Raw genomic sequence first — 18832 nt, 5'->3', positions numbered from 1 at the left:
ACCTTGTTTACAACCCCTGCAAAGAAAAATGCCGTTCAGACTTAACTGAACGGCATTAGGCGATCGCCGGCCTTTTTTCATGGTTTTGGGTATCCTGTAGCCGATCCCGCCGCAAGAGGGGACGGAAAGGCACTTGGTTGTACGCGCCGCAATTGCCACAGTACAATGGGCCGCGGCAATTCCACACGATCCGGGCTTGTCGGTGCTCTCCCGCACAGGGCGGGACCGCCACCCTCCCAACAGGCTATAGCGCATCCCTATGAGCATTCGCTGCACATCCCGATACCGGTAGCCTTCCCCGCGATTCCCTCGCCCCTCCTGCTGTACCCGGCCGTTCCGCCCAGGCAGTATGGCCCGCAGCGTTTCTCGGATTTCCCTGGCGCAATACCGTGTATTCCAAAACGCAAATCGATCCGGTAGTTAGTTTCCGCAACTCGCAGGGCGAGCAGGTGCGGGGCACGATCATCAATCTCCAGAGAAAGTCTCTGGTGATGGAAATCTACAATCCGTATTCGATCGTGCAGGTCAGCGAGGTGCTGAGCGAGCTCAGTGTCCGCATGGGCGCCAAGAATGCCTACCTGGGCAAGGCCGTGGTGATGAGCCTGGTGAATACCGGCCTGACCGCGGTGGTATCGCTGACGCTGATCGACGAGTGGCGCGAGCTGACCGACCTGAACAACGAGCCCAAGTCGGTGGCACGCGAAGCCGAGCTGTTCGTGCAGGACTGGGATACGCGCTTCAATATCCGGCGCGACTACCAGATCGTGGTCAATGAGATGCGCGCCTTCCTGTCCGAAGTATCGCGCTGGGTCGAGCAGGTCGACCTGACCGAATCGCTGCCGAAGAAGGACGGCAAGCTGCGCGAGGACGTGTTCTACGAGCTGGCCACGCCGATCATGGTCAAGACCAAGACCTACCTTGACTGGCTCGAGGGCGAGGCCGAGCGCGTGGACCCGGAAATCGCGCCGGTGCACCGCACCTATGCCCAGTCGGCGCTGCACCCGCTGCTGCTGCGCGCGCCGTTCGTGTACCGGACCTTCACCAAGCCGCTCGGCTACGCGGGCGACTACGAGATGGTCAACCAGATCCTGAGCGATCCGCAGCAGGGCCCGACCACTTACTTCCAGATCGTCAACACCGCTTTCCTGAAGGCGGCGGTGGCGACCGCGCACCGCAACCGCATCGACCTGCTGGTGGATTTCCTGACGCGCCAGGCCGAGCGCGCGCGCGCCGCCGGCCGCCCGTTCCGCGTGCTCAACGTGGGTTGCGGGCCAGCCTTCGAGATCCAGCGCTTCGTGCGGGAGTATCCCAATCCCGAGCTGCTGTCGTTCCAGCTGGTCGACTTCAGTGAAGAAACGCTGGAATACACGCGCAGTTCGATCGAGCGGGCGGCCTCTGGCGCCGGGCGCAAGGTGTCGGTGGAGATGGTGCATCAGTCGGTGCACGATCTGCTCAAGCGCCGCATCTCGCCTGACGATATCAGTGCCCGGGAGTTCGACGCGGTCTACTGCGCGGGGCTGTTCGATTACCTGTCGGACAAGGTCTGCACGCGGCTGCTGGCGTATTTCGCCTCGCGTTCGCGTGCGGCCGGCCAGGTGCTGGTCACCAACGTGCATGCCAACAATCCAGAGAAATTCGGCATGGAGCACCTGCTGGAGTGGTACCTGATCTACCGCGACGACGCCGGCATGGCGCAGCTGCTGCCGGAGAATTCGCACTCGCACCGCATCTACGTCGACGCCACCGGCGTCAACGTCTTTGCCGAAGCCACCATTGAATGAGGCTGTCCGCGCGGACCACCCCATGAGCACCAACCAACTCTACGCCGGTTACCAGTCCGAACTGGCCGACTTCCGCCTGGCGTTCAGCCGCGGCGGCGCCTATACCGCGATCGTGCTGGTCCTGCTCGGCGTCGGGCTTGACTACGGCCAGTATCCGCAGCAACAGCTGGCGTTCGCAGTGGCGCGCGTGGTGGTGTCGCTGCTGATCGCGGGCGTGGTGGTGATGCTGTACAGCGCGATCGGGCGCCGGTTTGCGCCGTGGCTGACGCTGACCTGGCTGCTGCTGCCGCAGATCATGATCGCGTGGATGATCTCGCAGACCGAAGGCGTGCAGTCGCCTTACTACGTCGGCCTGAACCTGGCGATCTTCGCCTCGGGCATCGCGCTGCCGTTCGGGCTGTGGCAGAACCTGGTCTTCGGTCTGCTTTCCTACCTGCTGTACGTGCTGGCGTGCCTGTTCCACGCAGGGGGCATCGAGCCGATGGGGACGTTTATCGTCAACTCGCTGTTCCTGCTATTCGCGGCCGCCGCCAGCGGCGTCTATACCTTCTTCAACGAGCGCGCGCGTTTCATGCTGTTCCGGCTGAAGGCGGAGGTGGCCGAGACCAACGCCGAGCTGGAAGTCATCAACCGCAAGCTGGTCGACATCAAGGGCCAGATGCTGCAGCAGGAAAAGATGGCCGCGATCGGTACGCTGGCGGCCGGGCTGCTGCACGAGGTCAACAACCCGGTCAACTTCTGCCTGATGGCGATCGAGGTGGCGATGGAAGAGCCGCAGGCCAAGGAGAGCGAGTCGCTGACCGAATGCCTGGTCGATGCCAAGCAGGGCATGCAGCGCATCCAGCATATCGTGTCCGACCTGAAGACCTTCGCCTACCGCAAGCCGGGTGCGGAGGTGGAGGGCACGCCGTTCCTGTTCGAGAAGGCGCTGGATTCCTCGATCCGCCTGACCGCGCACGAGCTGCGCGGCGTCAAGGTGACGCGCGAGCTGCCGGCCGACACGCTGGTGCTGGGCGACGAGGCCGCGGTCATCGGCGTGCTGATCAACCTGTTCTCCAACGCCGCGCTGGCCATGCGCAAGGCCGGCACGGCCGCGCCGGCGATCCATACCACGGTGCGCTGGGCCGACGGCCGGCTCCACGTCACGGTGCGCGACAATGGCCCCGGCATCGCCGAGGAAAACCTGGCGCGCGTGTTCGAGCCCTTCTTCACCACGCGCGACGTGGGGCAGGGCCTGGGGCTGGGGCTGTCGATCAGCTACGCGGTGATCGAGCGCCATGGCGGCCAGCTCTTCGCCGAGAGCGAGCTGGGGCAGTGGGCCGCGTTCAGCTTCGACCTGCCGCGCGCGGAGTAAGCCGTCATGAGTACCATGACCGAGGTGCAGCAAGCGCGGCCGACCCTGCTTTACGTCGACGACGAAGACATGGCGCGCAAGTATTTCGCGCGCGCGGTGGGCTCGGAGTATGAGGTACTCCTGGCCGCCAGTGCCGAGGAGGCGATCGCCACGCTCGCCACGGATGGCGCGCGCATTGCCGTCCTGGTAACCGACTTTCGCATGCCCGGCCGCGATGGCGGCGAGCTGCTGCGCGAAGTGGCGCAACTGTACCCGCAGATCGTGCGCATCCTGGTGACGGCGTATGCCGACAAGGACATGCTGCTGCAGACGGTCAACAGCGGCGAGGTGTTCCGCATCCTGGAGAAGCCGCTGAGCGTGGCGCAGGTGCGCGAAGTGCTGCGCCTGGCCGGCGAGCGCCACCGCGAACGCGCGCTGCGCCAGCACCGGCTGATGGCGATCGACGAGACCCTGGCCTTCCTGGCGCACGAACTGAACACGCCGCTGGCGGCGATCGCCAACTTCGCGCGCGGCATCGAAAGCCGGGTCGCGGGCGAGTACAGCGAGCAGCGCCAGGGCGAGATCGGCCAGGCCGCCAGCGCCATGCATGACAACGCGCAATATTGCCTGGCGGTGCTGTCGTCGTTCCTGCAGTCGGTGCGCAGCAGTGCCGGCAGCAAGGCGGCGCGGCCCGAGCCCGGTGCCGAGGTCAGCGCGGGTGCGCTGGTGGCGTCGCTGCTCGATACCTATCCGTTTTCCGGCGACCAGCGCCAGTGGGTGCAGGTCGAGATGCACGGCGATTTCCCGGTGCAGACGCTGCCCAACTGCGTGGCGCTGGTGCTGTCCTCGGTGATGAGCAACGCGCTGCGCGCGCTTGCCGGCACGCCGTCGCCGGCGCTGCGCTTCGTGGTGATGGCCCAGCCGCACCAGGAAATCCATATCAGCGACAACGGACCCGGCATCCCGCCCGAGGTGATGGAGCGCCTGCTGGTCGATCCCGTGACCACCCACGCCAGCGCCGGCGGCAGCGGCCTGGGCATGATTTTCTGCAACCGCGTCATGCAGTCCTTTGGCGGCGGCATCCGGATCGCATCCGCGTCCGGCGCCGGCACGACCGTGACGCTGGACTTTCCAAGTTTCAAGAATCGAATGATTAGGAGTGACCGATGAGCGAACCGAATGCCACCCAGGCACCACCCCCGGCGATTCTGTTCGTCGATGACGAAGCTACCGCCGTCAAGTATTTCCAGCGCGCCATCGGGGCGCTGGCACCGGTGGTGACCGGCGGTTCGGTGGAAGAGGGCAAGGCTCTGCTGGACGCGCACGCCGACAGCCTGGCGGTGCTGGTGTCGGACCAGCGCATGCCCGGTGAATACGGCAACGAGCTGCTGCGCTATGCGCGCGAGCGCTATCCGCACATCGTGCGCATCCTGACCACGGCTTATTCCGAGCTGGACCAGACCGTCGAGGCGGTCAACCAGGGGCAGATCCACCGCTATATCAAGAAGCCGTGGGACATCACCGCGCTGCGCATGGAGCTGAAGCAGGCGCTGGAGCTGTCCGGCCTGCGCAAGGAGCGCGACCAGCTGGTGCGAGAGAAGCTGGCGGTGCTGCAGACGCAGACCGTGGCCACCCGCATCGGCATGCTGCATGCGCTGTGCGCGAGCCTGATCGGCCCGGGCCGTTTCCAGCCGGTGGAGACCTACCTGGCGGCGGTCGACCTGGCCGGCGCACGCAATGCCGACCCGGACTGGCAGCGCATGGATTATGCCGACCTCGTGCGTGCCGAGGCCGAGCGCAGCGGCACCTTCGGCCATGCAGTGGCCACGCGCCTGGCGGCGCTGCGCAGCGCCAACGCGGGCAAGGGCGCGGCCGATGCGGTCGCGGTCATTGCCGACACGCTCGGCAGCGACGTGGTGCGCCGCGATGGCGACTCGGTGGTGTGGACCACGCCGGCCACGCTGGCGGAGTTCCTGGCGCAGCCGGTAGGTACGCCGGTATCGCCGCATCATGCGGCCTGGCTGGCGAGCCTGCTGTGGCTTGACGAGGTTGGCGGCGCGGTGCAGTTCGCGCGCGATGGCGACACTATCCTGTGCCGGACAGCGCCGCGCACCGAGACCTTCGCGGCTGACCGGCTGGCGGCGTGGATCGAGCGATTTTCGGAACCGGTTTGATCCGTCTGTATCTGCTCCAATAAAAATGGCGCCCCGCAGGGCGCCATTTTTTTTACCAGGGCTGCAGGGCGTCAGGCCTGCGCACCGAAGTTCGGATCGTTGCGGTCGGTCGACTCGCCTTTCCTGTCGGTCTTGACCAGGTCCTCGCGCTTCACGCCCAGCCACATCGCCAGCGCCGCGGCCACGAACACCGACGAATAGATACCGAACAGGATACCCACCGTCAGCGCCAGCGCGAAGTAGTGCAGGGTCGGGCCGCCGAAGAAGAACATCGACAGCACCATCATTTCGGTCGAGCCGTGGGTGATGATGGTCCGCGACATCGTGCTCGTGATCGCGTGGTCGATGACCTCATGCGTGGTCATCTTGCGGTACTTGCGGAAGGCCTCGCGGATCCGGTCGAAGATCACCACCGACTCGTTTACCGAGTAGCCCAGCACCGCCAGGATCGCCGCCAGTACCGACAGCGAGAACTCCCACTGGAAGAAGGCGAAGAAGCCCAGGATGATGACGATATCGTGCAGATTGGCGATGATGCCGGCCACCGCGAATTTCCATTCGAAGCGGAACGACAGGTAGATCACGATGCCGGCCACCACGAACAGCAGCGCCAGCAGTCCGTCGGTGGCCAGCTCCTTGCCGACCTGCGGGCCGACGAACTCGACGCGCTGCAGCTTGACGTCAGGCGACGCCGCGGTCAGCGCGCCCATCACCTGCTCGCTCTGCTGGGCCGAGGTGGCGGGCTTGCCGTCCGGGCCCTTCTGCAGCGGCAGGCGGATCATCACGTCGCGCGAGGTGCCGAAGTTCTGCACCTGCACGTCGGTATAGCCCAGCTTGCTTACCTGGCCGCGGATCTTTTCCAGGTCGGCCGCCTGCTGGTAGCTGACCTCCATCACCGTGCCGCCGGTGAATTCGATCGACAGGTGCAAGCCTTTTTGCCAGAGGAAGAACACGGCCGCGGCAAACGTCACGAAGGAGATCACGTTGAAGATCAACGCGTGCTTCATGAACGGAATGTCGCGCCGGATGCGGAAGAATTCCATGTTGAATCCTGTTCTGTACTGCTAGTTTGCTGATCGACTGTCCTGGCCGCTTACTTGGCGACCGGGGTGTCAGAGGCGTTGCCCGGCTTCCAGATCTGGCCGATGGCCACGCTCTGCAGCTTCTTCTTGCGGCCGTACCAGAGGTTGACCAGGCCGCGGTTGAAGAACACCGCCGAGAACATCGAGGTCAGGATGCCCAGGCAGTGCACCACGGCAAAGCCGCGCACCGGGCCCGAACCGAAGGCCAGCAGCGCCAGGCCGGCGATCAGCGTGGTCACGTTCGAATCCAGGATGGTGGCCCAGGCGCGGTCGAAGCCGACCGCGATGGCCATCTGCGGCGACGCGCCGGCGCGCAGTTCCTCGCGGATGCGCTCGTTGATCAGCACGTTGGCGTCGATGGCCATGCCCAGCACCAGCGCGATAGCGGCGATGCCCGGCAGCGTCAGCGTGGCCTGCAGCATCGACAGCACCGCAATCAGCAGCAGCAGGTTCACGCCCAGCGCCACCACCGAGAACACGCCGAACAGCATGTAGTACAGGATCATGAACACGCCGATGGCGGCAAAGCCGTAGGCGACCGAGTCAAAACCCTTCTGGATGTTGTCGGCACCCAGCGACGGGCCGATGGTGCGTTCTTCGATGATCTCCATCGGCGCGGCCAGCGAGCCGGCGCGCAGCAGCAGCGCCAGGTCGTTGGCGGCTTCGGTGGAGTAGGAGCCGGTGATCTGGAAGCTAGAACCCAGTTCGGACTGGATCGTCGCCACCGTCAGCACTTCGCCCTTGCCCTTTTCGAACAGCACGATCGCCATCGGCTTCTTCAGGTTCTCGCGCGAGACGTCGCGCAGCACGCGGCCGCCCTGGGCGTCGAGCTTGATGTTGACCGAAGGCTGCTGGTTCTGGTCGAAGCCGGCGGAGGCGCTTTCGATGCGGTCGCCGGAGAAGATGACCTGCTTCTTCAGCACCACCGGGGCGCCGTTGCCTTGCGTGAACAGCTCGCTGCCGAACGGGACCGGGTCGCCCGGGCGCGGGCTGCGCGGCGCGTCGTTGTCGACCAGGCGCGCTTCCAGCGTGGCGGTGCGGCCGATGATGTCCTTGGCCTTGGCGGTGTCCTGCACGCCCGGCAGCTGCACCACGATGCGGTCGGCGCCTTGTTGCTGGATCACCGGCTCGGCCACGCCGAGTTCGTTAACGCGGTTGTGCAGCGTGGTGATGTTCTGCTTGACCGCGGCATCCTGCACGGCCTTGCGGGCCACTTCGGTGAAGGTGCCGACGACGTTGTTGCCGTCCATGGCGAAGGCCACTTCGCGCAGGTTGTCGGCCAGCAGGGCACGTGCGCGGTTGCCTTCGTCGGCGTTGTTGAAGCGCACCGTCAGGCGTTCGCCGTCGCGGTCGATGCCGCCGTGGCGCATGTTCTTGTCGCGCAGCAGCGTGCGCGCGTCGCCGGCCAGGCTGTCGAGCTTCTTGTCGACGGCGCCCTTCATGTCGACCTGCAGCAGGAAGTGCACGCCGCCGCGCAGGTCCAGGCCCAGGTACATCGGCAGCGCGTGCAGCGAGGTCAGCCAGCGCGGCGAGCCCGACAGCAGGTTCAGCGCGACCACATAGGTAGGATCGGCGGCGTCCGGGTTGAGCGTGCGCGACAGCACGTCCTTGGCCTTGAGCTGCTCGTCGGTGGTGCGGAAACGCGCCTTGACCGAGCCGGACTGGCCGGAAATGTCGAAGAACACGCCGTCAGGCTGCAGCTGGTTCTGCGCCAGGATCTCTTCGACCTGCTTCTGCATCGACAGGTCGACCTTGACCGTGGCCTTGCCCGAAGACACCTGCACGGCGGGTGCCTCGCCGAAGAAGTTCGGCAGGGTATAGAGGATGCCGATGGTCAGCGCCACCAGGATCACGAGGTATTTCCAAAGCGGATAACGATTCATCTCGGGCCAGTCATTCAGCGGTTGGCGGGGCCGGCGCAGGCGTGGCGCGCCACGTCGGCGGGGCCGAACCGGTTTGGCAAACAGCCGCCTGGCAGCCACGGAACGGAGCCACGAGGCTCCGGCGGGCTGGATCAGGCGGCTGCCGGGGCATGCGCGAACGGGCATGCCGGAAAAGACAAAGGCGGGAGTCGCTTAGTCGATCGGGGCGATCGGCGGATCAGAGCGCCTTCAGCGAACCCTTCGGCAGCACCGCGGTCACGGCATTCTTCTGCACGGTAATCTCGGTGCCTTCCGAGATTTCCAGGCTGACGTACTGGTCGGTGACCTTGGTCACGCGGCCCAGGATACCGCCGGCGGTGACGACTTCGTCGTTCTTGGCCAGCGCTTCGAGCATTGCCTTCGCTTCTTTCTGGCGCTTCATTTGCGGGCGGATCATGATGAACCACAGCACCGCAAACATCAGGATGATGGGCAGGAAGCTCATCAGGCCGCCAGCCGCGCCGCCGGCACCGGCGGTCTGGGCATATGCGTTAGAAATCAGCACGTTGATTCTCCGTCACAAAAGTCAGTCAAGTAATCGATCATTCTACCATTCGCATTCCGCCCGCCTTTGGCATTCTAGGGCGGAATACGGGTTTCTTCGGGGTGCCTTCGGGGCGACTCGCGGCTGATGCCGGCGAGCACAGCGCGGGATGCCGGATGTCGTCTCCGGGCAACCCCGGTATTCGACCGGCAGCGGCACGAAAGTTCGCGCCGCTGCACGGATTTCACTGCGTGCCGCGGGCGCGGTCAGACGCAAACTGGCGGCGGAAGTCGGCGAAGCGGTGATGCTCGATCGACTCGCGCACCTCGCGCATCAGCTGCAGGTAGTAGTGCAGGTTGTGGATGGTATTCAGGCGCGCGCCCAGGATTTCGCCGACCCGGTGCAGGTGGTGCAGGTAGGCGCGCGAGAAGTTGCGGCAGGTGTAGCAGGCGCAGCTTTCGTCGAGCGGGCGCGGGTCGTTGCGGTGCGCGGCGTTCTTGATCTTGACGTCGCCGTAGCGGGTGAAGAGCCAGCCGTTGCGCGCATTGCGGGTCGGCATCACGCAGTCGAACATGTCGACCCCGGCGGCCACGCCAGCGACCAGGTCCTCGGGCGTGCCCACGCCCATCAGGTAGTGTGGCTTGTTGGCCGGCAGGCGCGGTGCCACGTGCTCGAGCACGCGCATCATGTCTTCCTTGGGCTCGCCCACCGACAGGCCGCCGATGGCGAAGCCGTGGAAGTCCAGCTCGGACAGGCCCGCCAGCGATTCATCGCGCAGGTCCTCGTACATGCCGCCCTGGACGATGCCGAACAGCGCATTGGGGTTCTCCAGCCGCTCGAACTCGTCGAGGGAGCGCTTGGCCCAGCGCAGGCTCATGCGCATCGACTTGGCCGCTTCCTCGTGCGTGGCGGGGCGGCCGTCGATCTCGTACGGCGTGCACTCGTCGAACTGCATCACGATGTCCGAGTTCAGCGTGCGCTGGATCTGCATCGAGATCTCGGGCGAAAGGAAGAGCTTGTCGCCATTGACCGGCGACGCGAAGGTGACGCCATCCTCGGTGATCTTGCGCAGATCGCCCAGCGAAAACACCTGGAAACCGCCGGAATCGGTCAGGATCGGCTTATCCCAGCCGATAAACTTGTGCAGGCCGCCATGGGCGTTGACCACGTCCAGCCCCGGGCGCAGCCACAGGTGGAAGGTATTGCCCAGGATGATGTGCGCGCCGATCTCGTTCAGTTCCAGCGGCGACATGGCCTTGACCGAGCCATAGGTGCCCACCGGCATGAAGATCGGGGTCTCGACCACGCCGTGGTTCAGCGTGACGCGGCCGCGGCGGGCGTTGCCGTCGGTGGTGATGAGTTCGAAGTTGAGCATGCTTATGTCAGGGTTCAGGCCGCGGTTTCTGCGGGTTCCGCGGTATCGGCATCATTCCGGCGGGTCAGCAGCATGGCGTCGCCATAGCTGAAGAAGCGGTAGCGCTGCTCGACCGCATGGCGGTAAGTGGCGCGGATGGCTTCCACGCCGGCCAGCGCCGACACCAGCATCAGCAGCGTCGACTTGGGCAGGTGGAAGTTGGTGATCAGGGCATCGACCAGCCGGAAACGGTAGCCCGGGGTGATGAAGATATCGGTGTCGCCGCTGCCGGCGGTGAGCGTTCCATCAGGCTGCGCCGCCGATTCCAGCGCGCGCAGCGAAGTGGTGCCGACCGCGATCACGCGGCCGCCGCGGGCGCGCGTCTCGCGCACGGCCTGGGCCAGTTCCTCGGTGACGGCATACCACTCCGAATGCATCTTGTGCTCGGCCAGGTTCTCGGTGCGCACCGGCTGGAAGGTGCCGGCACCCACGTGCAGCGTCAGGAAGGCGCGGCGCACGCCGGCGGCATCCAGCCGCGCGAACAGTGCGTCGTCGAAGTGCAGGCCCGCGGTCGGCGCCGCCACGGCGCCAGGATTGCGCGCGTAGACGGTCTGGTAGCGGGTCTCGTCGTAGGCGTCGGGGTCGTGCGTGATATACGGCGGCAGCGGCAGGCGGCCGTAGCGCTCGATCAGGTCCAGCGCCGGCTCGGGGAAGCGTAGCGTGAAGAACTGGTCCACGCGTGGTCCGACCGTCACCGTGAAGGCGTCTTGGGCCAGGTGCAGAGCGCTGCCCTCGCCGGGCGTCTTCGAGGCGCGCACCTGGGCCAGCACGGTATGCGAGTCCAGCACGCGCTCGACCAGCACCTCGACCTTGCCGCCGCTGGGCTTGTGGCCGAAGAAGCGTGCCTTGATCACGCGCGTGTCGTTGAAGACCAGCAGGTCTTCGCGGCGCAGGTAGTCGACGATGTCGCTGAAGGCGCGGTCGACCAGGCGCACCGCATCGGCGGTGTCGGCGGGCGCGAGCCGTTCCACCACCAGCAGCCGGCTGGCGCTGCGGTCGGGCAGCGCGCTCTGGGCGATCAGTTCTGGCGGCAGCGGAAAATCGAAATCGGAAAGCGTCAACATCGTGGAAACGGCGCGCGGGGCCCGCGACGGGTCGGAAAGCGAGGCACAAAGCGGCACTCGCCGCCCGTAGTGGCGGCCGGCATGGGTACAATCGGCGAATCCGATATTGTAAGGCCACGGGCGTGCTTGCCGCCGGGCCGGGCGTGATACCGGCTATTTCGGCTATTTGCCGGCGTTCCTGCCCATGCCCGCTGCCCCAGCCGTCCCTGCCGCCTGTCTTCGCTGCCGATGCCCGGAACCGCCACCGAAACGAACGACCTGTCCGCCGATGCCGCCAAGGAGGCGGCCGCACCCGCGCGTGGCAAGGCGGGGGAGGGCAAGGGCAAGCCCGCATCGTCCACCACCTCGTCCGCCACCTCGTCGGCGGCAGCGCGCCTCGCCAAGCTCGGCCTGCGCCGCCCGGTCGACCTGGTGCTGCACCTGCCGATGCGCTACGAGGACGAGACCACGCTGGCGCCGATCGCCGATGCGATCCGCCGCGCGGGGCTCGGCCAGCCGGCGCAGGTGGAAGGCGAGGTCATCTCCAACGAAGTCACGTTCCGTCCGCGCCGCCAGCTGGTGGTCAAGATTGCCGACGCGTCCGGCGAGCTGACGCTGCGCTTCCTCAACTTCTACGGCAGCCAGACCAAGCAGATGGCCGAAGGCGTGCGGCTGCGCGTGCGCGGCGAGATCCGCGGCGGCTTTTTTGGTGCCGAGATGGTCCATCCGACGGTGCGGCCGGTGGTGGAGGGCGAAGCGCTGCCGGACCGGCTGACGCCGGTGTATCCGTCCACCGCGGGCATCGCGCAGGCCTACCTGCGCAAGGCCATCGGCGGCGCGCTGTCGCGCACGCCGATGCCGGAGACGCTGCCGCGCCCGGTGCTGCAGGGTCCGCTGGCGCGCCTGCACCTGCGCCCGCTGGCCGACTGCCTGCGCCTGCTGCATGCGCCGCCTCCTGAAGAAAGCGAAGCGGCGCTGGCCGACCGCACGCATCCGGCCTGGCAGCGCATCAAGTTCGACGAACTGCTGGCGCAGCAGATCTCGCTGCGGCGCGCGCACGCGGCGCGGCGCGAGAAGACCGCGCCGACCATGCCGCGCCGCGAAGGCGGCCTGCTGACGCGCTTCCTGGCGGCGCTGCCGTTCCGGCTGACCGGCGCGCAGGAACGCGTGGTGGCCGAGATCGCCGCCGACATGGCGCGCCCGCACCCGATGCATCGGCTGCTGCAGGGCGATGTGGGCAGCGGCAAGACCATCGTCGCCGCGCTGGCGGCGTGCCAGGCGATCGACGCCGGCTACCAGGCCGCGCTGATGGCGCCGACCGAAATCCTGGCCGAGCAGCACTTCCGCAAGCTGTCGGCCTGGCTGGAGCCGCTCGGCGTGCCGGTGGTCTGGCTGGCCGGCAGCCTGAAGGCGCGCGACAAGCGCGTGGCCGCGGCACGCGTGGAGTCGGGCGAGGCGCAACTGGTGATCGGCACCCATGCGCTGATCCAGGACACGGTGCGCTTCGCGAAGCTGGGCCTGTCGGTGGTCGACGAACAGCACCGCTTTGGCGTGGCGCAGCGCCTGGCCTTGCGCGGCAAGGCGGGCGCGACCGATGTGCCGGCGACCGATGTGCCGGCGCCCGATGTGCCGGCGACCGACACCGTGCCGCACCAGCTGATGATGTCGGCCACGCCGATCCCGCGCACGCTCGCCATGACGTATTACGCGGACCTGGACGTATCCGTGATCGACGAACTGCCGCCGGGCCGCACGCCGATCGTCACGCGCCTGGTCAACGACGAGCGGCGCGACGAAGTGATCGCGCGCATCCATCACGCCGCTGCAGAAGGCCGCCAGGTCTACTGGGTTTGTCCGCTGATCGAGGAAAGCGAGGCGCTGCAGCTGCAGACCGCGGTCGAGACCTATGAAACGCTGGTGGCCGCGCTGCCCGACCTGCGCGTCGGGCTGGTGCACGGCCGTCTGCCGCCTGCCGAAAAGGCCTCGGTGATGGATGACTTCAGCGCCAACCGCATGCAGGTGCTGGTCGCCACCACGGTGATCGAGGTGGGCGTGGACGTGCCCAACGCCTCGCTGATGGTGATCGAGCACGCCGAGCGCTTTGGCCTGGCGCAACTGCACCAGCTGCGCGGCCGCGTAGGGCGGGGCAGCGCCGAATCGGTGTGCCTGCTGATGTACCAGGCGCCGCTGTCGCCGACCGCGCGCGAGCGGCTGGCGACCATGCGCGAGACCACCGACGGTTTCGAGATCGCGCGCCGCGACCTGGAAATCCGCGGCCCGGGCGAGTTCCTCGGTGCGCGCCAGTCGGGCGAGGCCATGCTGCGCTTCGCCGACCTGCAGACCGACGCGTGGCTGGTGGAGTACGCGCAGGAAGCGGCCGAGCTGATGCTGGCACAGTTCCCCGAAGCGGTGGAAGCACACCTGTCGCGCTGGCTCGGCGGGCGCGAACACTACCTGAAGGCCTGATTGCGCCGGTGCTTGTGCCGCATCGTACGCATGCCGCACAAATCCCGGGGGCGCTCTGACAGATCCCGGAATCGAAGGTAAAATCTATCGCCTACCCGGAATTGATAAGTCATGACGCTCACTGAACTGAAGTACATCGTCGCCGTGGCGCGCGAGCGCCATTTCGGCCGGGCCGCCGAAGCCTGCTTCGTGTCGCAACCGACGCTGTCGGTGGCCATCAAGAAGCTGGAAGACGAACTCAACGTGCAGATCTTTGAGCGCGGCACCTCCGAGGTGTCGGTGACCAACATCGGCGAGCAGATCGTGGCGCAGGCCCAGCGCGTGCTCGAGCAGACCATGGCCATCCGCGAGATCGCCAAGCAGGGCAAGGACCCGCTGGCCGGGCCGCTGCGCGTGGGCGTGATCTACACCATCGGGCCATACCTGCTGCCATCGCTGGTCAAGCAGATGATCGGGACCGTGCCGCAGATGCCGCTGATGCTGCAGGAGAACTACACGCACAAGCTGATCGAGCTGCTCAAGCAGGGCGAGATCGATTGCGCGGTAATGGCCGAGCCGTTCCCCGATTCCGGCCTGACGGTGCGTCCGCTGTACGACGAGCCCTTCGTGGTCGCCGTGCCGCGCGGCCACCAGCTCGCCGAGGCGCGCGCGATCGACCCGGACGAGCTGAAGCGGCAGACCATGCTGCTGCTGGGCAGCGGCCACTGCTTCCGCGACCATGTACTGGGCGTGTGCCCGGAGCTGTCGCGCTTCTCGCAGGCCGCGGATGGCATCCAGAAGACGTTCGAAGGCTCCTCGCTGGAAACCATCCGGCATATGGTGGCCAGCGGCGTCGGCATTACCGTGCTGCCGCGTACCTCGGTGCCCGACCTGAAGGCCAAGGGCGACATGCTGTCGTACGTGCCGTTCGCCGATCCGGTGCCTGACCGCCGCGTGGTGCTGGCCTGGCGCAAGAGCTTCACCCGCCTGCCGGCGATGGAAGCACTGGCCAATGCCGTGGCCGCCTGCGAGCTGCCCGGCGTGCGCAAGCTCGATGCCAAGGAGCTCGCGGAAGCCGCCTGATCCTCCAACCAGACGCAAGCCAGAGGCCGCAACGGGCTATCCGTTGCGGCCTTTGTTTTTCTGTCCCCGCAGTACGGCATTTTCGGAGCCTGCCTTCGCTCCATCACTTTGCGCCGGCATGAAACCGCGGCAAATCGAATAGATTTGACCTAATACATAGGTATAAATAATTAAATTCTCAGTCCAATAGTTTGTTTGTAGACTGCCTTCTACCATGCCGACTGGCATCGAACCAGGCAAGGAGCCGATCATGAGCACCAGTGCCCAGTCCATTTCCGGCACAACGATCAAGCGCCCGTTCTCTCTCCGCATGGGGCGCTACCTGCTCGATTGCCTTGCCTGCTACGCCGCCGCCAACTGAGGCGGAATTCTCTTCCAGCCCACCCACAACAAGAGGAATAGATGAGCAAGAAGGACACTCTCACCACCGCAGCCGGCGCACCCGTTGCCGACAACCAGAACTCGCAGACCGCCGGCCCGCGCGGCCCGATGCTGCTGCAGGACGTCTGGTTCCTCGAAAAACTGGCCCACTTCGACCGTGAAGTCATTCCGGAGCGCCGCGTGCATGCCAAGGGCTCCGGTGCCTACGGCACGTTCCGGGTCACGCACGACATCACGAAATACACCAAGGCCTCGATCTTCGCCGAAATCGGCAAGGAAACGCCGCTGTTTATCCGCTTTTCGACCGTCGCCGGCGAGCGTGGCGCGGCCGATGCCGAGCGCGACGTGCGCGGGTTCTCGGTCAAGTTCTATACCGATGAAGGCAACTGGGACGTGGTGGGCAACAACACGCCGGTGTTCTTCGTGCGCGATCCGCTCAAGTTTCCCGACTTCATCCACACGCAGAAACGCAACCCGCGCACCAACCTGCGCGACCCGATCGCGGTGTGGGACTTCTGGTCGCGCCATCCGGAATCGCTGCACCAGGTCACCATCCTGATGAGCGACCGGGGCCTGCCGCAGAACTATCGGCAGATCCACGGCTTCGGCTCGCATACGTATTCGTTCATCAACGCCAGCAACGAGCGCTTCTACGTCAAGTTCCACTTCAAGTCGCAGCAAGGCATTGCCAACTGGACCAATGAAGAGGCGGCCAAGGTGGTGGCGAACGACCGCGAGAGCGCGCAGCGCGACCTGTTCGGGAATATCGAGCAGGGCAACTTCCCGCGCTGGAACCTGCGCGTGCAGATCATGCCGGAGGCGGACGCGGTCAGGTACCACATCAACCCGTTCGATTTGACCAAGGTCTGGCCGCACAAGGACTACCCGCTGATCGACGTAGGCGTGCTGGAGTTGAACCGCAACCCGGACAACTATTTTGCCGAGGTCGAGCAGGTGGCGATGAATCCCGCCAATATTGTGCCGGGCATCGGCTTTTCGCCCGACAAGATGTTGCAAGGCCGCCTGTTTTCGTACGGCGACACGCAGCGCTACCGGCTCGGCATCAACCACCACCAGATCCCCGTGAATGCGCCGCAATGCCCGTTCCACAATACCTTCCACCGCGACGGTGCGATGCGCGTGGACGGAAACCAGGGCGGCAAGCTGAACTACGAACCGAACCGCGAAAGCGCCTACAGCGCCAGCGAACGCGCGATCGAGCCGCCGCTCGCGCTCGACGGCGCGGCCGACCGCTGGGACCACCGCGTCGACACGGACTACTACAGCCAGCCCGGCGCGCTGTTCCGGTTGTTCGACGAGGGCCAGCGCCAGCGTCTGTTCGCCAATATCGCGGCGGCAATGCAGGGCGTGCCGGAAGAGATCGCGCGCAAGCAGATCGAGCACTTCACCAAGGCCGATCCGGCCTACGGCGAGGGCGTGAAGCGCGCGCTTGACCTGAAGTAACCGTCTGGCGCGGCTGGCATGGCCGCCGCGCCTGGGAGAACCACCATGGCAATGATCCGGTTCTTTATCGACGAGTGGCGCAAGCTTTGGCATGACGGCCATGACAAGCCCGAGCGCCCCGATGCCGCGCGGCTGCGCCACAAGCTGTGGCGCAAGGAAGTCGGCGTCGGCGTGATCCTGATCGGCGCCGCGGTGGTCTTTATCGAGATAGTCCGGGGTTTGTCCGGGATCGCCGGCTAATGCAATAATGCGGGTAACGCGCCGCCCGGAACCGTGTTTTCGGCAATTCCGGCGGCGCTCCTCGTGCTTTACCAGAACGGAGCGTACCTACCATGGCAAAGAAGAATGAGATGAGCGTGAACATCGGTATTTCCGACAAGGACCGCAAGAAGATCGCGGAAGGCCTGTCCAAGCTGCTGGCAGACACCTACACCCTCTACCTCAAGACCCATAACTTCCACTGGAACGTGACGGGGCCCATGTTCAATACGCTGCATCTGATGTTCGAGACGCAGTACACCGAACTGGCGCTGGCCGTGGATTCGATCGCCGAGCGCATCCGCGCGCTGGGCTATCCGGCACCGGGCACCTACAAGGAATACGCCCGCCTGTCGTCGATCGCCGAAGAAGAGGGCGTGCCCGAGGCGACCGAGATGATCCGCAAGCTGGTCGAAGGCCAGGAAGCCGTGGTGCGCACCGCACGCTCGCTCTTCCCGGTGATCGACGCCGCCGGCGACGAGCCGTCGGCCGACCTGCTGACCCAGCGCATGCAGACGCACGAGAAGACCGCGTGGATGCTGCGCGCGATGCTCGCCTGACGCCTTTGAGCGACTTCCGGCCGCGGCCACGCGGCGGCCGGCATTGCGCGCTGCAGCCATCCGGGCTGTGGCGCGTTTTCATTGAATCTTCCTTCCCGGATCCCCGCCGTGCAGTCCCTGTCGCCATTGCCTCCTCCTTCCATGCTTGAACGCCTTTCCCTCTACGCGCGCCTGGTGCGCATCGACAAGCCGATCGGCACGCTGCTGCTGTTGTGGCCGACGTTGTGGGCCATGTGGATGGCAGCCGGCGGGCCGCCGTCGTGGGGATTGTTCTGGATCTTCGTGGCAGGGACGTTTTTGATGCGCTCGGCGGGATGCGCGATCAATGACTGGGCGGATCGGGATTTTGACAGGCATGTGAAGCGGACCAAGGAGCGGCCGCTGACTGCCGGCAAGATCGCCGCCTGGGAAGCGCTTGCTGTTGCTGCGGTGCTGGCGCTGGTGGCGTTTACGCTGGTGCTGCCGCTTAATGCCTTGACCAAGTGGCTCGCCGTGGTGGCGGCGGTAGTGGCGGGGACTTATCCGTTCTTCAAGCGGTTCTTTGCGATTCCGCAGGCTTATCTCGGGATTGCATTCGGGTTTGGCATTCCGATGGCGTTTGCCGCGATCCAGGATCAGGTGCCGCCGGTGGCGTGGGTGATGTTGCTGGCCAATGTGTTTTGGGCGGTGGCTTATGACACGGCTTATGCGATGGTGGATCGGGATGATGATCTGCTGATCGGGATGAAGACTTCGGCGATTACGTTTGGTCGCTTTGATGTCTTTGCGATTATGGTTTGCTATGCGGCGTTTCTGGTGCTGATGGCTTTGGCAGGATTAATGCTGGGACTTGGGTGGCCGTATTGGGTTGGGCTGGCTGCGGCGGGTGTTTGTGCGGGGTATCACTACACGCTGATCCGGGGGCGGGATCGGATGAGGTGTTTTGCTGCCTTTCGGCATAACAATTGGCTGGGGGCGTGTGTTTTTGTTGGGACGGCGTTGGCTTATTTGATTGTGTGATTCTTGATTGATGGCCGACGGCTCATGCTATTGATGACATGTTGTCGGCTGTTTTAGTGCTCGCATATCGCTGCTTGTGACATGCTGTCGGCCGTTGAACCGCCTGGTTCCGCCCTCCTGGGCGGGTCACTTTTTGCCCGAGCGGCAAAAAGTAACCAAAAAGCGCGTTACGGCCCTGCGGGCGGCCACTCTTATCGTAGTGTGCCGGGGCTTTCGTACGGGGCTTTGCTTCGTTGCGGGGCAGGACTGCCTGACGCCGTGGTGCGCCACGGTGGCTCTGGATTGACGCGATGTTTGAACGAGCCCAGAGCTGTGAGTGGCCCCTGCTGCGGGCGTCATGGTAGGAACGCCTTCGGCTGCGCTGCGCGCCGGCCCTAAGGGCAAGGCCGCCCCCCCACGTCCTCGCCCG

At 65.6% G+C, this 18832-nt stretch carries 16 protein-coding genes; 10 read left to right on the top strand and 6 right to left on the bottom strand.

Annotation, left to right across the window (positions count from 1 at the left end):
- Positions 1 to 389 precede the first annotated feature (389 nt).
- From IPF36_RS31275 to IPF36_RS31260, 4 genes are read left to right on the top strand one after another with little or no spacing between them, the layout of a single operon-like run.
- Positions 390 to 1781: a class I SAM-dependent methyltransferase gene (locus IPF36_RS31275; protein ID WP_133092292.1), complete on the top strand. Its 1392-nt coding sequence runs from the start codon at positions 390 to 392 to the stop codon at positions 1779 to 1781.
- A gap of 22 nt (positions 1782 to 1803) precedes the next feature.
- Complete coding sequence (locus tag IPF36_RS31270; RefSeq protein WP_133092291.1) at positions 1804 to 3135, top strand: sensor histidine kinase; 1332 nt, start codon at positions 1804 to 1806, stop codon at positions 3133 to 3135.
- A 15-nt stretch (positions 3136 to 3150) separates the two neighbouring features.
- A complete protein-coding gene (locus tag IPF36_RS31265) occupies positions 3151 to 4284 on the top strand; it encodes a hybrid sensor histidine kinase/response regulator (protein ID WP_133092382.1) in 1134 nt (377 codons plus the stop codon).
- Complete coding sequence (locus IPF36_RS31260; protein ID WP_133092290.1) at positions 4281 to 5288, top strand: response regulator; 1008 nt, start codon at positions 4281 to 4283, stop codon at positions 5286 to 5288. Before IPF36_RS31265 ends, IPF36_RS31260 begins: the two co-directional genes overlap by 4 nt.
- A gap of 71 nt (positions 5289 to 5359) precedes the next feature.
- Here the strand turns inward: IPF36_RS31260 and secF are convergent, their stop codons facing one another.
- The 5 genes from secF to queA form a co-directional block, all read right to left on the bottom strand.
- Positions 5360 to 6331: a protein translocase subunit SecF gene (secF, locus tag IPF36_RS31255; RefSeq protein WP_133092289.1), complete on the bottom strand. Its 972-nt coding sequence runs from the start codon at positions 6329 to 6331 to the stop codon at positions 5360 to 5362.
- Between the two features lie 50 nt (positions 6332 to 6381).
- A complete protein-coding gene (gene secD, locus IPF36_RS31250) occupies positions 6382 to 8253 on the bottom strand; it encodes a protein translocase subunit SecD (RefSeq protein ID WP_195431947.1) in 1872 nt (623 codons plus the stop codon).
- Positions 8254 to 8470: 217 nt separating this feature from the next.
- Positions 8471 to 8797 (bottom strand): preprotein translocase subunit YajC, encoded by a 327-nt coding sequence (gene yajC / locus IPF36_RS31245; RefSeq protein ID WP_133092287.1) that lies wholly within the window; start codon positions 8795 to 8797, stop codon positions 8471 to 8473.
- A 223-nt stretch (positions 8798 to 9020) separates the two neighbouring features.
- Positions 9021 to 10151 carry a tRNA guanosine(34) transglycosylase Tgt gene (tgt, locus tag IPF36_RS31240; protein ID WP_133092286.1) on the bottom strand — a complete coding sequence of 377 codons (1131 nt, stop codon included), beginning with the start codon at positions 10149 to 10151 and terminating at the stop codon, positions 9021 to 9023.
- Between the two features lie 14 nt (positions 10152 to 10165).
- A complete protein-coding gene (gene queA / locus IPF36_RS31235) occupies positions 10166 to 11254 on the bottom strand; it encodes a tRNA preQ1(34) S-adenosylmethionine ribosyltransferase-isomerase QueA (RefSeq protein ID WP_195431946.1) in 1089 nt (362 codons plus the stop codon).
- A 228-nt stretch (positions 11255 to 11482) separates the two neighbouring features.
- Between queA and recG the strand changes: the two genes are divergently transcribed.
- A complete protein-coding gene (gene recG / locus IPF36_RS31230; protein WP_195431945.1) occupies positions 11483 to 13699 on the top strand; it encodes an ATP-dependent DNA helicase RecG in 2217 nt (738 codons plus the stop codon).
- Between the two features lie 111 nt (positions 13700 to 13810).
- The gene (locus IPF36_RS31225; protein WP_133092283.1) at positions 13811 to 14761 is read left to right on the top strand and encodes a LysR substrate-binding domain-containing protein; all 951 of its coding nucleotides are present in this window, start codon (positions 13811 to 13813) and stop codon (positions 14759 to 14761) included.
- A gap of 36 nt (positions 14762 to 14797) precedes the next feature.
- Here the strand turns inward: IPF36_RS31225 and IPF36_RS31220 are convergent, their stop codons facing one another.
- Complete coding sequence (locus tag IPF36_RS31220; RefSeq protein WP_195431944.1) at positions 14798 to 15013, bottom strand: hypothetical protein; 216 nt, start codon at positions 15011 to 15013, stop codon at positions 14798 to 14800.
- A 150-nt stretch (positions 15014 to 15163) separates the two neighbouring features.
- Between IPF36_RS31220 and IPF36_RS31215 the strand changes: the two genes are divergently transcribed.
- From IPF36_RS31215 to ubiA, 4 genes are all read left to right on the top strand, one after another.
- Positions 15164 to 16606, top strand: a complete 1443-nt coding sequence (locus IPF36_RS31215) for a catalase (RefSeq protein ID WP_135705901.1) — start codon at positions 15164 to 15166, stop codon at positions 16604 to 16606.
- A 45-nt stretch (positions 16607 to 16651) separates the two neighbouring features.
- Positions 16652 to 16846, top strand: coding sequence for a hypothetical protein (locus IPF36_RS31210; RefSeq protein WP_135705900.1), 195 nt, complete (start codon positions 16652 to 16654; stop codon positions 16844 to 16846).
- Positions 16847 to 16938: 92 nt separating this feature from the next.
- Positions 16939 to 17424: a Dps family protein gene (locus IPF36_RS31205; RefSeq protein ID WP_010815054.1), complete on the top strand. Its 486-nt coding sequence runs from the start codon at positions 16939 to 16941 to the stop codon at positions 17422 to 17424.
- Positions 17425 to 17565: 141 nt separating this feature from the next.
- Positions 17566 to 18423: a 4-hydroxybenzoate octaprenyltransferase gene (gene ubiA / locus IPF36_RS31200; RefSeq protein ID WP_195431948.1), complete on the top strand. Its 858-nt coding sequence runs from the start codon at positions 17566 to 17568 to the stop codon at positions 18421 to 18423.
- The last annotated feature ends 409 nt before the right edge of the window (positions 18424 to 18832 follow it).

The organism is Cupriavidus sp. IK-TO18, from assembly GCF_015549295.1.
Classification (GTDB): domain Bacteria; phylum Pseudomonadota; class Gammaproteobacteria; order Burkholderiales; family Burkholderiaceae; genus Cupriavidus; species Cupriavidus oxalaticus_A.
The sequence above is the reverse complement of the archived record's forward strand: the minus strand, read 5'-3'. Positions and strand labels throughout refer to the sequence as shown.

Excerpts from the sequence above, each read along its gene's own strand:
- IPF36_RS31215 (WP_135705901.1), top strand. The coding sequence starts at position 15,164 with ATGAGCAAGAAGGACACTCTCACCACCGCAGCCGGCGCACCCGTTGCC.
- IPF36_RS31260 (WP_133092290.1), top strand. The coding sequence starts at position 4,281 with ATGAGCGAACCGAATGCCACCCAGGCACCACCCCCGGCGATTCTGTTC.
- queA (WP_195431946.1), bottom strand. The coding sequence starts at position 11,254 with ATGTTGACGCTTTCCGATTTCGATTTTCCGCTGCCGCCAGAACTGATC.
- IPF36_RS31225 (WP_133092283.1), top strand. The coding sequence starts at position 13,811 with ATGACGCTCACTGAACTGAAGTACATCGTCGCCGTGGCGCGCGAGCGC.
- recG (WP_195431945.1), top strand. The coding sequence starts at position 11,483 with ATGCCCGGAACCGCCACCGAAACGAACGACCTGTCCGCCGATGCCGCC.
- tgt (WP_133092286.1), bottom strand. The coding sequence starts at position 10,151 with ATGCTCAACTTCGAACTCATCACCACCGACGGCAACGCCCGCCGCGGC.
- IPF36_RS31210 (WP_135705900.1), top strand. The coding sequence starts at position 16,652 with ATGGCAATGATCCGGTTCTTTATCGACGAGTGGCGCAAGCTTTGGCAT.
- IPF36_RS31270 (WP_133092291.1), top strand. The coding sequence starts at position 1,804 with ATGAGCACCAACCAACTCTACGCCGGTTACCAGTCCGAACTGGCCGAC.
- ubiA (WP_195431948.1), top strand. The coding sequence starts at position 17,566 with ATGCTTGAACGCCTTTCCCTCTACGCGCGCCTGGTGCGCATCGACAAG.
- IPF36_RS31205 (WP_010815054.1), top strand. The coding sequence starts at position 16,939 with ATGGCAAAGAAGAATGAGATGAGCGTGAACATCGGTATTTCCGACAAG.
- secD (WP_195431947.1), bottom strand. The coding sequence starts at position 8,253 with ATGAATCGTTATCCGCTTTGGAAATACCTCGTGATCCTGGTGGCGCTG.
- secF (WP_133092289.1), bottom strand. The coding sequence starts at position 6,331 with ATGGAATTCTTCCGCATCCGGCGCGACATTCCGTTCATGAAGCACGCG.
- IPF36_RS31220 (WP_195431944.1), bottom strand. The coding sequence starts at position 15,013 with ATGATCGGCTCCTTGCCTGGTTCGATGCCAGTCGGCATGGTAGAAGGC.
- IPF36_RS31265 (WP_133092382.1), top strand. The coding sequence starts at position 3,151 with ATGACCGAGGTGCAGCAAGCGCGGCCGACCCTGCTTTACGTCGACGAC.